Below are 12,785 nucleotides of genomic sequence, written 5' to 3' on the forward strand. Positions count from 1 at the left end.
CCGGTCCGGACCAGGACGACGGCCGGGCCCGTTCGCCGCGACCGACGGCCGCGCCGCGGTGGGTCCTCCGCCTCCGACGCCGACCCGGACCTCGGGGATCCGGCCCGGGTGCTGCACCGCGTCGCCTCCTGGGTAGCATCGCGCCCCATGCGGATCGGCATCGTCACGGGCTCGGGCACCTACGCGCTGGAGGGCCTCGACGGCGAGCGCCGGACGGTGGACACCACCGAGGGTCCCGTGCCGGTCACCGTCGGGTCCGTCGGCGGCGTCGAGGTGGTCCACCTGGCCCGCCATCGCGACGGCCACGCGCTCGTCTCCCACCAGGTCACCCACCGCGCGAACGTCCTGGCGTTCCGCGAGCTCGGGGTCGACGCGGTCCTCGCCGTCACCGTCTGCGGCACCTGCGACCCGGAGGCCGAGCTCGGCAGCCTCGTCGTCTTCGACGACCTGCACTTCCTCCAGAACCGCCTCGCCGACGGCAGCGCCTGCACCCTGCACACCGAGCCGGGAGCTCCCGGCCGCGGCCACTGGGTGTTCGAGGAGCCGTTCTCGCCGTCGCTGCGGTCGGCGCTCCTGCAGGCCGCCCGTGACGCGGGCCTGGCCGTGCGCGACGGCGGGTGCTACGGCCACGTCGACGGCCCGCGCTTCAACACCAAGGCCGAGATCCGCTCGCTCGTCGCCGTCGGCGTCACGGCCGTCAGCCAGACCGCGGGCCCCGAGACGACGCTCTTCGGCGAGGCGGGCATCCCGTACGCGCTGATCGGCTTCCAGACGGACTACGCCAACGGCATCAGCGACGTCGCGACCCCCGTCGAGACGCTCATGGACCTCATCTCCCGCAGCACCGCCTCGTTCTCCGCGGTCCTCGAGGGCGCGATCCCGCTCGTCGCGGCGGGCGCGGTCGAGCCGGTCGGCACGAACATCACCTGGGACTGACCGAACGGGGGCACGACCTGTGACCGCTCCGTGAGAACCGCTGGCGGGCGGCCGCGGCATGCAGGAGACTCGGAGGCGCAGTCGCCCACACCGTCCACGCGCCCCCGCGCCCGTCCGTCCCAGGATCCTCGGCATGACCCCAGCATCACCGTCCCCGTCCCCGTCCAAGCGCCGGAGCCGCCGCCCACTCGTCCTCGCGATCGCGCTCCTGGTGCTCGGCGTCGGCGCCCCGTCCGCGTCGGCCGCCTCCGTCGTCGAGGGCTCGGGAACCGATGCGGCGGGCGACGCGCCCTCCAGGGGCCTGGACGTCGTCGGCGCGACCGCGTTCTTCAACCGCACCAGCGGGAAGCTGAAGGCCACCGTGCAGATGGGCAACAAGCCGCCCGGCGACGTCGACATCCAGTACGGCATCACGCAGCCGGGCGGGGCGTGCGCACCGGAGGTCACGCTGCGCACCAACGTCGCGGCGGGCAAGGCGCAGCTCTACGGCAGCGCCGGCAACGTCCGGAAGAACGCGACGGTGGTGTACGCGGACGTCGGCATCGTCAAGGCGACGGTCACCGACGACGGCATCGGCTCGAAGGGCAAGATCAACTGCTTCGCCGTGCGGGCCTACGGCGCCGGGGCCAACCACGAGCTCCGCGACACCCTCGGCCCGGTCCCGCTGGCGGTGCGGACCGCGCCGCCCCCCCAGTGCGACCCCGAGGTCGACGACTGCGGCGGGACGGAACCGCCGTGCGACCCCGAGTTCGAGCAGTGCGACGGCTCGCCTCCGCCGTGCATCCCCGAGCTCGAGGACTGCGGCGGGACGACCCCGCCATGCGACCCGGCGCTGGGGGACTGCGGCGCCGGGGGCGTCGACACCGACGGTGACGGCATCCTCGACGACTTCGACGGCGACGGACTGCCGGACGACCTCGACGGCAACGGCATCGCGGACGCCCTGGAGACCGGCGGGGAGGGCACCGGCGGGCAGCAGCAGCTCTCCGTCCGCTTCTACGGCATCCCCGGCAAGCTCAAGCGGGGGCGGTCCTACGACGTCCGCATCCGCATCCGCAACGCGGGGGACGACGACGCCCGGAAGCTCAAGGTCCGCCTGACGAAGAAGACCGGCGTGGCGATGTCGCGCCGGGTGGCATCGGTCTCGAACGTCCGGGCCGGGAAGGGCGTCACCGTGCACGTCCGGGTCCGCCTCACCTCGAAGCAGGCCAAGCGCACCGTCCGCGTGTCCGTGACCAACGAGGCCGGGATCGACGAGCGGCGGTCGTTCGTGCTCAACCTCCGACGCGGGAGGTGACCGCGCGCCGCCGCGTCCGCGGTCCTCGCTGATCGAGGTCGGCCGGCGGGTCCCCGCCCACGCGGGCCCGCCGGGGCCTCGCCGGATCGGGCAGACGGCCCGCCGCCGGGTTCGCAAGACTGTCTGACGCGCTGGGGAGTGGTGTAACGGCAGCACGTCAGCCTTTGGAGCTGTTCGGTCAAGGTTCGAATCCTTGCTCCCCAACCTCGGGGTCCGCGCCCCGGGCGCGGGCAGGGGCCGCCGTCGCCCGCAGGGCCCGCTGACGTACGCTGCGCCGCGTGAGCCCGCAGCCCGCCCCGACCGTGATCGTCCTGGCCGCCGGCCGCGGCACCCGGATGCGATCGACGACGCCGAAGGTCCTGCACGACCTGTGCGGCGTGCCCCTGATCGGGTGGGTCCTGCGCGCCGCCGAGGGGGCCGGCGCGCACCGCACCGTCGTCGTCGACCAGCCGTCCCGCGTGCTGGACGGGCACCTCCCGGGGCACGTGGAGATCGTCGAGCAGCACGCCGACCGCCACGGCGACGGGACCGGCGGTGCGGTCACGGCCGCGCTCGGCGCCGTCGACCCGGACCGGCCCGTCGTCGTCCTGACGGGCGACGCCCCGCTCGTCACCGGCGAGGTCGTCCGCGCGCTGCTGGCCACCCACGCGGCGGAGGGCAACGCCGCCACCGTCCTCAGCGCCGAGCTGCCCGACCCCGGCCAGCTCGGCCGCGTCGTCCGCGACGCCGACGGGGCGGTCACGAAGATCGTCGAGACGAAGGTCGCGGGCGACGCGACGGACGAGGAGCTGCTGATCCGCGAGGTCAACGCGGGCGTCTACTGCTTCTCGGGCGACCGCCTGCTCGACGCGCTGCCCCGCGTCGGCGACGGCAACGCCCAGGCCGAGCGCTACCTGCCCGACGTCCTCGGCATCCTGCGCGCCGACGGCCACCGCGTCGGTGCGCACCGCGCCCCGGTCCCCGAGATCGTCCTCGGGGTCAACGACCGCGCGGAGCTCGCCGTGGTCCGTGAGGTCGCCCAGGCCCGCATCCACGAGGCGCACCTGCGCGCCGGCGTGACCGTCGTGCAGCCCGCCTCGACCACGATCGACGCCGGCGTGACCATCGAGCCGGACGCGACGATCGAGCCCGGCTGCGTGCTGCGCGGCACCACGACGATCGCGGCGGGCGCGGTCGTCGGTCCGCACACCACGACGATCGACGCCACGATCGGCGCCGGCGCCACCGTCCTCCACAGCCACCTCGTCGGCGCGACGGCCGAGCCGGGCGCGACCATCGGGCCGTTCTCCTACCTGCGCCCGGGCACCGTCCTGCGCGAGGGCGCCAAGGCCGGCGCGTTCGTCGAGATCAAGAACAGCGACGTCGGCGCGGGCTCGAAGGTGCCGCACCTCAGCTACATCGGCGACGCCGACGTCGGTCCGGGCACCAACCTCGGGGCGGCCACGATCACCGCGAACTACGACGGGCACCGCAAGCACCGCACCACCATCGGCGCGCGCGTCCGGACCGGCGTCGACACGACGCTCGTCGCGCCCGTCGAGGTCGGCGACGACGCCTACACCGGCGCCGGCAGCGTCGTGACGAAGGACGTGCCGGCCGGGGCGCTCGGCATCGCCCGTGCCCGTCAGAAGAACCTCGACGGCTACGCGGAGCAGGCCGCCGCGCGCGCCGCGGACGCGACGTCGTAGGTCCGGCGCGGGGCTGCGTCGGCGACCCCGCCCGGCCCGGCGCCGCCCGGGGGGCCGCTCCGTCCCCGCCCTCGGTGCCGCCGTACGCGAACGGTCCCGAATACCCGCTCGGGTGCCGCGCAACCCCGGGACGCCCGCACCGCCCGGCACGTCCGGGTAGCCTGCCGGACTGCGCGGGTCGTCCTCGACCCGTTCGCCGCCCCGCCTCCTCGCCCTCTGGATCGCCACACCGTGAGCTCCGTCCCGACGACCCTGGAAACGCCCGGCACCAGCCTGCAGCTGGGCTACGACAAGCGGCTCATGCTGTTCAGCGGGCGGGCCAACCCCGCGCTCGCGGACGCCATCGCCGGCCGCCTCGGCGTCAAGCCCGGGCCCGTCACCCTCAAGACGTTCCAGAACGGCGAGGTCTACTGCCGGTTCGAGGAGTCCATCCGCGGATCCGACGTCTTCATCGTCCAGCCGACCTGCGGCAACCCGGAGACCGGCATCAGCGCCAACGACGCGCTGATGGAGCTCCTCGTGATGATCGACGCCGCCGTCGGGGCCAGCGCGCACCGCGTCATCGCCGTCACCCCCTGGTACGGCTACTCGCGCCAGGACAAGAAGAGCGCGCCGCGCGAGCCGATCTCGTCGCGCCTCGTCGCCCGGATGCTCGAGTCCGCCGGTGCCGACCGCGTCCTGACGATGGACCTCCACGCCGGCCAGGTCCAGGGCTTCTTCCAGATCCCCGTCGACCACATGACGGCGATGATGATGCTGACCCAGTACTTCGTCGACCTGCAGCTCGACGACGAGCTCGTCGTCGTCGCCCCGGACGCAGGGCGCGTCAAGCTGAACAAGAAGTTCGCGACCCGCATGAACGCGGACCTGGCGATCCTCGACAAGGAGCGGCCCCAGCAGCAGGTCGCCGAGATCGGGCACGTCATCGGTGACGTGCGGGGCAAGACCGCGATCATCGTCGACGACATGATCGACACGGCCGGCACGCTGCGGGCGGCCGGCGAGGCGGTCAAGGCCGCCGGGGCCTCCCGCGTCTACGCGGCCGCCACGCACGGCGTCTTCTCCGGCAAGGCCTACGAGAACCTCGCGGCCGCCCCGTTCGAGCAGATCGTCGTGACGGACACGATCCCGCTGCGCGCCGGCGCCCCGGACAACGTCCACGTCGTCTCCTGCGCCGCCCTGCTGACCGACTCGATCCGCTCGATCTTCACGGACGACTCGGTCTCCGAGGTCTTCCAGGGCGAGAACCAGCTCTTCTAGGGAGAGGACCGGGCCCCGCCCCGAACGTCACGGGCTCGTACCGCGTCGGACTGCGGCGAGGTTCGGGGCACCCGGGGAGAGGACCGGGCCCCGCCCCGAACGTCGCAGGTTCGGGGCGCGTCGGACTGCGGCGAGGTTCGGGGCACCCGGGGGAGCGCGGTACGCTCGGTCCGTGCAGACCTCCGCCGCCCAGCTCCTCGCCGAGCGCCTCGGGCTCACCGACGACGAGGTGCTCGCCGTCCTGGACGCCGACCCGCTGAGCGTCATCGCGGGCGGCGAGATGGAGCACAAGCCGCAGCTCGCGCTGCTGCTGACGCTGACGAGCGAGCCTGCCGAGCAGGTCGGCCTGCCGACGCTGCACCGCTGGATGCGCACCGCCGGCCCCGCCGGACGGCCCGTCGAGCTGCTCACGTCCCGCGACTTCGGGGCGTTCGAGGACGCGCTGGCCACGCTCCAGGAGCGCGGCCTGGTGATCCGCAAGGCCCGCTGACCGGCGCCCGGCCGCCGGCCGGTGACGTCCCGGGGTGGCGGCGTCCGCCCGCCCGGCGTTTGCGATCATCCCCCGTCGTTCCCCCACGAGAGGACCCGCATGCCCCGCAACACCTCGCGCTTCGTGGCCGCCGGCCTCGCCTCGCTCTCCCTGCTGGCGGTGCCGGCCGCCGCTGACGCCGCCCCGACCAAGGGTCTCCAGGACAACGCGATCCTGAGCGACGACGCCGACCTTCGCGCCTCCTTCTTCAAGGACGCGAAGGCGTCGAAGGCCCGCACCGTCCGCGTGCTCGTCAACTGGGACGAGAAGACGACGCAGGCCCCCGCCGACCAGATCGCCCGCATCCGCCGCGCCGCCGAGGAGGGCCGCGCCGCACGGGTCAAGCTGCTCGTCGGCAGCTACGTGACGATGGGCCGCGGCAAGCGCGCCGGGGCCAAGGTCTCCTCGTCGCTGCAGTCGAAGTACGTGCTCTTCATGGGCGACGTCGCCACGCAGCTGAAGGACCTGTCGCTCGCCGGCTACCTGACGTTCAACGAGCCCAACTACAAGACCGCCTGGCCGACCCGCCAGGAGCGGGCCTGGGTCAAGCTCTCCAACCGCGTCTACAAGCAGATCAAGAAGAACGACCGCGGCGCCAAGGTCCTGGTCGGCGAGGCCGCTCCGAACACCCGCTCCGGGGACGCCTCCACGAACCCGGGCGCGTTCTTCCGCAAGGCGCTCTACCTCGACTCGTCCTTCCGGCCCACGAGCCGCTCGAAGGCCGCCCGGACGAAGCTCCTGGGCGACGGCTTCACGCTGCACACCTACGACTTCTCGCGCTCGCCCACGAAGGCGACGTCGGCGACGGACCAGTGGACGCACGGCAACCTGAGGACGACCGTCCGGCAGATCAAGGCCCTCGCCCGCGCCGGCCGCCTGTCGAGCACCGCCGCGCGGAACATCCACATCACCGAGTTCGCCTACCGCACCGAGGGGCGCTTCAAGACGCCGACCTCCCGCGCGGCGAGCTACCTGAAGTCCGCGTTCAGCCTGGCCAAGCGCAACGGCATCAAGACGTTCATCTGGTACCAGCTGCGCGACCCGAAGGGCCGCAGCGACTGGAAGAGCGGTCTGAAGACCTCCGACGGGACCTCCCGCCGGACCTGGACGATCTTCCGTCGCCTGAAGTAGGCGGGCGGCCCCCGGCGGCCCCCGGCGGGGCCCTGCTCGGCCCGGTCGGGACCGGGTGCCGCCCCGACCGCCCCGGACCCCCGGGGCGGTCGTCGTTCAGGCGTCGGGACCGGCCTCGACCTGGCGGTGGTCGCCGGGCCAGTGGCCGAAGGTGTGCTCGAAGACGTGCATGCCGTACCGGCTGACCGCGGCGGTCGTGCCGGCGAAGATCGCGGCCTGCAGCGCGGCGGCCAGGATCGCCCGGCCCGCCGGGTCCTCCCGCACGTCGGCGTCGGGCAGGTCGCCGCCGTCGACGCGCTGCCAGACCTGGTCGAAGATCGCGGTCGAGGCCTTCGTGGCGACGAGGCCCGCGACCATCCCGAACGGCTTGAAGAGGAGCTTCATCGCCCGCGAGACTAGCGCGGGGCGGACGCGGACCGTGCTAGAGAGCAGGCATGCACCGTCCCCTCCGGGCCGCCTCGCGTGCGGCGGCCCTGGCCGCCGTCCTCTCGGCCGCCCTCGCCGCCCCGGCCGTCGCCCAGGACGTCCCGGCCCCGGCGACCACGGCACCCGCGTCGCCCACCACCCCCGCACCACCGGCGACGCCGGACCCACCGACCACCCCGGTCCCCCGTCCCGCCGCCACGCCGCCGACGGCCGGCGGGCGGTACTACGCCGGTCCCGCCGACCGCTGGACCGTCGGCGGCGCCTGGCTGGTCCGGCGCGACCAGGGCATCGTCGGACTGAAGAGCGCGTGGCAGCGGCAGCGGACCGCCACCGGCTGGACGCCCACGTCCGTGCCCGACGTCTGGAACGCGGGGGACAACTCGCCCGCCTCCCAGGCCGGCGGGGTCGTCTGGTACCGCCGCGAGCTGCGCCTGCCCAGGATCGAGAAGGCCCGCCGCGGGGGCCTGTTCCTGCTGCGCTTCGAGCGTGTCTCGGTCGCCGCGACCGTCTGGGTCGACGGGGTCCGGGTCCGATCGCACCGCGGTGCCTACGAGCCGTTCTCGGCGACCATCCCGGCCTCGCAGGCCAAGGACGGCCGCGTCAACGTCGTCGTGCGCACCGACAACCGCCGCAACGTCGGCGACTTCCCGCCGGGGTCGACCCAGAAGGACGGGACGCCCGGCGGCGGCTGGTGGAACGACGGCGGCATCCCGCGCGAGGTCGGGCTGCGGTACGCCGACGGCATCGACCTCTCGCCGGTCCAGGTCACCCCCGACCTGCCCTGCGCGACCTGCTCGGGCGTGGTCCGCTTCCGCGTCACCGCCACGAACTACGCACGCAAGCGCAGTCGCGTCGCCCTGACCGGCCGCATCGACGGCCGCACGGTCCAGCTGGGCCGCGTGTCGCTCGCCCCGACCGCCGCGCTCGGACGCTCCCGCGCCACGACCGTCTCCGGCACGATCAAGGTCCCCAGGCCCCGCGTCTGGTCCCCGAAGGACCCCGAGCTCTACGACGTCGCGGTCGAGGCCCGGCTGCTGGACGGGAAGCGCGAGGGGCAGCGGGTCGCGCGCTACCGGCTGCGCACGGGCATCCGCTCGATCAAGGTCGTCGGGGGTCGCCTCAAGCTCAACTTCAAGGGCGTCGACCTGCGCGGCAGCGGCGTCCACGAGATGGACGTGCCCAACGGCAGCGCCCTGACGGACGAGGGGCAGGACACGCTGCTCAGACAGGTCCGCGCCCTCGGCGGCCTCGTGATCCGCGGGCACTACCCGTTCCACCCGCGGATCCTGGAGGAGGCCGACCGCCAGGGCCTCCTCGTGTGGGCCGAGATCCCCGTCTACCAGGTGCGTCAGTCGCAGCTGGCGCGCGACGTCATCCGGCAGAACGCGATGGACCTGCTGCGGACCACGATCCAGGTCAACGCCCACCACCCGTCGGTCTTCACGTGGTCGGTGGCCAACGAGCTGACGACGAACCCTGGGGCGCCGATCGTCCGCTACATGCAGGAGGCCCGCAAGGTCGTCGACACCTACGACCCGACGCGCCCGATGGCCTACGCGCGCCAGTCCGGCGTGAAGTACGGCTGCGTCGGGGCGTACGGGCCGGTCGACATCCTCGGCCTGAACGACTACTTCGGCTGGTACGGCGGACCGAACGAGCCGCTGGCGGATCCGGCGCAGCTCGGGCCGTTCCTCGACGCCCTGCACGCCTGCAACCCCCGCGAGGCGATCATGATCACCGAGACGGGCGCCGAGGCCAACCGCGACGGGCCGGTCACCGAGGCCGGCACCTACGCCTTCCAGGCCGCCTACGCCGCCCACCACTTCGCGGTCTACCGGTCGCGTCCGTGGTTGGACGGGGCGATCTGGTGGGGTCTGCGCGAGTTCCGCGTCCGCCCGAACTGGGGCGGGGGCAATCCACGGCCGACGCCGCCCTGGCACGGCAAGGGCCTCCTGGGCCGCGACGCCGGCTTCTCGAAGAAGCCCGCCTGGCAGGTCCTGCACGACGAGTTCCGCGGCGTCGACCAGACGGCGCCCGCGCCGACCACGCCGGTGACCATCCCGCCGTCCCCGCCGGGACGCACGTCCACGGACGGGACGGGGGAGGACGGCGACCCCGCCGACGGCGTGGCGTCCCCCGGGGCCTGAGCCGGGGCCGCACGCCGCCGGAGCCCGGGCGCGGTCCGCGACGACCGCCGCCCCGGCGACGACCGGATCCGGCCGAGGGCACCGCAGAACGCGAGCGTCTCGGCTAGGATCATCGGTCGCTCATGGCCACGAACTCTTCCTCGCTCGCAGTCGCTTCCCGCGAACCCGCCCACTCGCGTGAGTCGCGGCGTGCCCGTCGCGCCGGCAGCGTCCCCGGCGTGATCTACGGCGGTTCCGGCGACCCGGTCTCGATCGCCGTGAACGAGCGGGATCTGCGCCACACGCTCGCCGCCAAGGGTGCGGTCATCGACGTCGCCATCGACGGCGGCAAGAGCGAGCCCGTCGTGCTGAAGGACGCCCAGCGTCACCCGGTCCGCGGCCAGATCGTGCACGTCGACCTGCTCCGCGTCGACCTCAAGCAGAAGATCGAGGCCGTCGTGCCCGTCGAGGTCGTGGGCGCCGACGAGGCCGAGGCCGTCAAGCTCGGCGGCATCGTCACGCAGATCGTCCGCGAGATCACGGTCGAGGCGCTCCCGAACGAGATCCCGGAGAACGTCACGATCGACGTCACCGAGCTCGCCATCGGCGACAACCTGACCGTCGGCGACATCGTCGTCCCGTCGACCGCGACGCTCGTCGACGACGCCGAGCCGATCGCCGTGACGATGGCCGCCCCGCGCCTGGCCTCCGAGGTCGAGGCCGAGGAGGAGGCCGCGGCCGAGGCCGGCGCGCTGGCCGCCGAGGGCAGCGAGGCCAACGAGAGCACCGTCCTCACCGACGACGAGTCGGGCTCCGACTCCGACTCCTCCGGCGACGAGTAGCCGACCCGGACGGGCAGCCGTCCGGTCGCCGCTCCGCCCGCCGCGCACCCCGCGACGGGCGTCGAGCAGCACCGGTCGGCACCGCCGCCCGTCCGCGTCGCCGTCACGCCGATGGCCCTGCTCGGGGGCACCACCCCCGTCGACTGGCTCGTCGTGGGCCTGGGCAACCCCGGGTCCCAGTACGAGCGCACCCCGCACAACGCGGGGTTCCAGGTCGCCCGCGAGCTCGTGCGGCGCTGGGAGCTCGGCAAGGGCCGCGCGAAGTTCCGCGGCGAGTTCTGGCAGGGAACCGTCCGCGAGGGGGCGGGGGGGCTCGGTGTCGGTCCGCCGGTCAAGGTGGGCGTCCTGCTGCCGCAGACCTTTATGAACGAGTCGGGGCGGTCCGTGAGCCCCGCCCGCGGCCAGCTCAAGGTCCCGCTCGAGCGCATCCTCGTGCTGCACGACGAGATCGACCTGGCGTTCGGCGACGTGCGCTGGCGTCTCGCCGGCGGTCTCGCCGGCCACAACGGCCTGAAGTCGCTCAAGCGCGAGCTGGGGGAGCCGACCTTCGGCCGCGTGCGCATCGGCGTCGGGCGCCCCGCCTCGACGGACCCGGAGATCGTGTCGGGCTACGTCCTGGGGAAGTGGCGCCAGGCCGAGCACGAGGTCGAGGACCTGGTCACGCGTGCCTCCGACGCGGCCGAGTCGATCGTCTTCGGCCACCGCGAGCTCGTCGCCGCCAAGCCCAACGGTTGAGGGCCCGCGTCAGCGGGCCCTCGAGCGGTACGACGAGGGCGGCTGCCCCTCCTAGCGGGGGCGCGCCGCGTAGTTCGGCGCCTCGACCGTCATCTGGATGTCGTGGGCGTGGGACTCCTTGAGACCCGCCGAGGTGATCCGCACGAACTGGCCGTGGTCCTGCAGTTCGGTGATGTCCGCCGCGCCCGTGTAGCCCATCGCGGCGCGCAGGCCGCCGACGAGCTGGTGCGCCACGGCCTGGACGGGACCGCGGTACGGGACCTGGCCCTCGACGCCCTCGGGGACGAGCTTGTCGTCGCCGGAGACGTTGTCCTGGAAGTAGCGGTCCTTCGAGAAGCTCTGGCGGCCCTGCATCGCGCCGAGCGAGCCCATGCCGCGGTAGGACTTGAACTGCTTGCCGTTGATGAAGACGAGCTCGCCGGGCGACTCCTCGCAGCCGGCCAGCAGCGAGCCGAGCATCACGGACGACGCGCCGGCGGAGATGGCCTTCGCGATGTCGCCGGAGAACTGCAGGCCGCCGTCGCCGATGACCGGCACGCCGGCCGGGCGGGCGGCGCGGGAGGCCTCGAAGATCGCGGAGACCTGCGGGACGCCGACGCCCGCGACGATGCGCGTGGTGCAGATGGAGCCCGGGCCGACGCCGACCTTCACGGCGTCCGCACCAGCGTCGATCAGCGCCTGGGCGCCGCCGCGGGTGGCGACGTTGCCGCCGATGACGTCGACGGAGGTCTCGCGCTTGACCTGGGCGACCGTCTCGAGGACGCCGCGCTGGTGGCCGTGCGCGGTGTCGACGATGAGGACGTCGACCCCGGCGTCGACGAGCGCGTGGGCGCGCTCGCGCGAGTCCGCGCCGACGCCGACCGCGGCACCGACGAGCAGGCGGCCGGAGCCGTCCTTGGAGGCCGAGGGGTACTTCTCCGTCTTCGTGAAGTCCTTCAGGGTGATGAGGCCCGCGAGGCGACCGTCGCCGTCGACGAGCGGCAGCTTCTCGATCTTGTGCTCGCGCAGCAGGCGCATGGCCTCGTCGCCCGAGGTGCCGGGCGAGGCGGTGACGAGCGGCATCGGGGTCATCACCGAGCGCAGCGGCTGGCCGTGGTCGGACTCGAAGCGGATGTCGCGGTTCGTGACGATGCCGAGCAGCAGACCCTGCTCGTCGCAGATCGGCAGGCCACCGATGCCGTAGCGGCCCATCACGGCGTCGGCGTCGCGGATCGTCGCGTCCGGCCCGATCGTGACGGGGTGGCGGATCATGCCCGCCTCGGAGCGCTTGACCGTGTCGACCTGGGCCGCCTGGTCCTCGATCGACTGATTGCGGTGCAGGATGCCGATGCCGCCCTGGCGGGCCATCGCGATGGCCATCCGGGCCTCGGTCACCGTGTCCATCGCCGCGGAGAGCAGTGGCACCTTCAGCTGGATGTTGCGCGTCAGCCACGTGCCGGTCGCGACCTCGTTGGGCAGCACCGACGACGGGCCGGGCAGCAGCAGCACGTCGTCGTACGTCAGGCCCTCGAGGACGAACTTGTCGCTCGGCGTGATCGCCTCGACGGCGGGAGCGACGTCGCGGGACGTCAGGTGCGATACGTGGGGCATGGCGGCGGGTGCTGGGTCGACTGCGGCGAGGAACCCGGGTGCCCCGCCGCCGCCGATGGCGCAGCGACGTGACGTCCGTCTCCAGACGGTAGCGCGCCCATGGGCCGGAACAGCGTGATCGGGCTCCGATACGCCGTTCGCCCCGGGTGCCGATCCGTCCAGAGCGCCGACCCCTCCCTCCCCGGCCCGGCGGTCGCGCGCCGGACGTGCGCCGCGGCACCGGGC

The 12,785-nt window shown here is 73.8% G+C and carries 11 protein-coding genes and 1 tRNA gene; 10 read left to right on the forward strand and 2 right to left on the reverse strand.

Annotated elements, in window-relative coordinates:
• The first annotated feature begins 147 nt into the window (after nt 1-147).
• The 7 genes from Q7T67_RS12535 to Q7T67_RS12565 all read left to right on the forward strand — a co-directional run bounded on the left by Q7T67_RS12535 (nt 148) and on the right by Q7T67_RS12565 (nt 6,841).
• Nucleotides 148-936: an MTAP family purine nucleoside phosphorylase gene (locus tag Q7T67_RS12535; RefSeq protein ID WP_304789824.1), complete on the forward strand. Its 789-nt coding sequence runs from the start codon at nt 148-150 to the stop codon at nt 934-936.
• A gap of 133 nt (nt 937-1,069) precedes the next feature.
• Nucleotides 1,070-2,233 (forward strand): hypothetical protein, encoded by a 1,164-nt coding sequence (locus tag Q7T67_RS12540; RefSeq protein WP_304789827.1) that lies wholly within the window; start codon nt 1,070-1,072, stop codon nt 2,231-2,233.
• Between the two features lie 132 nt (nt 2,234-2,365).
• Nucleotides 2,366-2,437, forward strand: a tRNA-Gln gene (locus Q7T67_RS12545).
• 74 nt (nt 2,438-2,511) lie between these two features.
• Nucleotides 2,512-3,921, forward strand: a complete 1,410-nt coding sequence (gene glmU, locus Q7T67_RS12550; protein WP_304789830.1) for a bifunctional UDP-N-acetylglucosamine diphosphorylase/glucosamine-1-phosphate N-acetyltransferase GlmU — start codon at nt 2,512-2,514, stop codon at nt 3,919-3,921.
• 279 nt (nt 3,922-4,200) lie between these two features.
• Nucleotides 4,201-5,181, forward strand: coding sequence for a ribose-phosphate diphosphokinase (locus Q7T67_RS12555; RefSeq protein ID WP_370695397.1), 981 nt, complete (start codon nt 4,201-4,203; stop codon nt 5,179-5,181).
• A gap of 172 nt (nt 5,182-5,353) precedes the next feature.
• Nucleotides 5,354-5,671, forward strand: a complete 318-nt coding sequence (locus tag Q7T67_RS12560; RefSeq protein ID WP_304789836.1) for a hypothetical protein — start codon at nt 5,354-5,356, stop codon at nt 5,669-5,671.
• Between the two features lie 99 nt (nt 5,672-5,770).
• The gene (locus Q7T67_RS12565; RefSeq protein WP_304789839.1) at nt 5,771-6,841 is read left to right on the forward strand and encodes a cellulase family glycosylhydrolase; all 1,071 of its coding nucleotides are present in this window, start codon (nt 5,771-5,773) and stop codon (nt 6,839-6,841) included.
• 96 nt (nt 6,842-6,937) lie between these two features.
• Here Q7T67_RS12565 and Q7T67_RS12570 read toward each other — a convergent pair whose 3' ends face one another.
• Nucleotides 6,938-7,225, reverse strand: coding sequence for a DUF4235 domain-containing protein (locus tag Q7T67_RS12570; RefSeq protein WP_304789841.1), 288 nt, complete (start codon nt 7,223-7,225; stop codon nt 6,938-6,940).
• A 50-nt stretch (nt 7,226-7,275) separates the two neighbouring features.
• Between Q7T67_RS12570 and Q7T67_RS12575 the strand changes: the two genes are divergently transcribed.
• The 3 genes from Q7T67_RS12575 to pth all read left to right on the forward strand — a co-directional run bounded on the left by Q7T67_RS12575 (nt 7,276) and on the right by pth (nt 10,970).
• A complete protein-coding gene (locus tag Q7T67_RS12575) occupies nt 7,276-9,414 on the forward strand; it encodes a glycoside hydrolase family 2 protein (protein WP_304789844.1) in 2,139 nt (712 codons plus the stop codon).
• 122 nt (nt 9,415-9,536) lie between these two features.
• Complete coding sequence (locus Q7T67_RS12580) at nt 9,537-10,235, forward strand: 50S ribosomal protein L25 (RefSeq protein WP_304789847.1); 699 nt, start codon at nt 9,537-9,539, stop codon at nt 10,233-10,235.
• Nucleotides 10,236-10,346: 111 nt separating this feature from the next.
• A complete protein-coding gene (pth, locus tag Q7T67_RS12585) occupies nt 10,347-10,970 on the forward strand; it encodes an aminoacyl-tRNA hydrolase (RefSeq protein ID WP_304789850.1) in 624 nt (207 codons plus the stop codon).
• Between the two features lie 51 nt (nt 10,971-11,021).
• Here the strand turns inward: pth and guaB are convergent, their stop codons facing one another.
• Nucleotides 11,022-12,560, reverse strand: a complete 1,539-nt coding sequence (gene guaB, locus Q7T67_RS12590) for an IMP dehydrogenase (RefSeq protein ID WP_304789853.1) — start codon at nt 12,558-12,560, stop codon at nt 11,022-11,024.
• Nucleotides 12,561-12,785 lie beyond the last annotated feature (225 nt).

The organism is Patulibacter sp. (assembly GCF_030655195.1).
GTDB lineage: Bacteria > Actinomycetota > Thermoleophilia > Solirubrobacterales > Solirubrobacteraceae > Patulibacter.

What these genes read in the sequence shown, in the direction of transcription:
- Q7T67_RS12535 (WP_304789824.1), top strand. Translation starts at nt 148, where the DNA reads ATGCGGATCGGCATCGTCACGGGCTCGGGCACCTACGCGCTGGAGGGC.
- Q7T67_RS12540 (WP_304789827.1), top strand. Translation starts at nt 1,070, where the DNA reads ATGACCCCAGCATCACCGTCCCCGTCCCCGTCCAAGCGCCGGAGCCGC.
- Q7T67_RS12565 (WP_304789839.1), top strand. Translation starts at nt 5,771, where the DNA reads ATGCCCCGCAACACCTCGCGCTTCGTGGCCGCCGGCCTCGCCTCGCTC.
- Q7T67_RS12570 (WP_304789841.1), bottom strand. Translation starts at nt 7,225, where the DNA reads ATGAAGCTCCTCTTCAAGCCGTTCGGGATGGTCGCGGGCCTCGTCGCC.
- Q7T67_RS12575 (WP_304789844.1), top strand. Translation starts at nt 7,276, where the DNA reads ATGCACCGTCCCCTCCGGGCCGCCTCGCGTGCGGCGGCCCTGGCCGCC.
- Q7T67_RS12580 (WP_304789847.1), top strand. Translation starts at nt 9,537, where the DNA reads ATGGCCACGAACTCTTCCTCGCTCGCAGTCGCTTCCCGCGAACCCGCC.
- pth (WP_304789850.1), top strand. Translation starts at nt 10,347, where the DNA reads ATGGCCCTGCTCGGGGGCACCACCCCCGTCGACTGGCTCGTCGTGGGC.
- guaB (WP_304789853.1), bottom strand. Translation starts at nt 12,560, where the DNA reads ATGCCCCACGTATCGCACCTGACGTCCCGCGACGTCGCTCCCGCCGTC.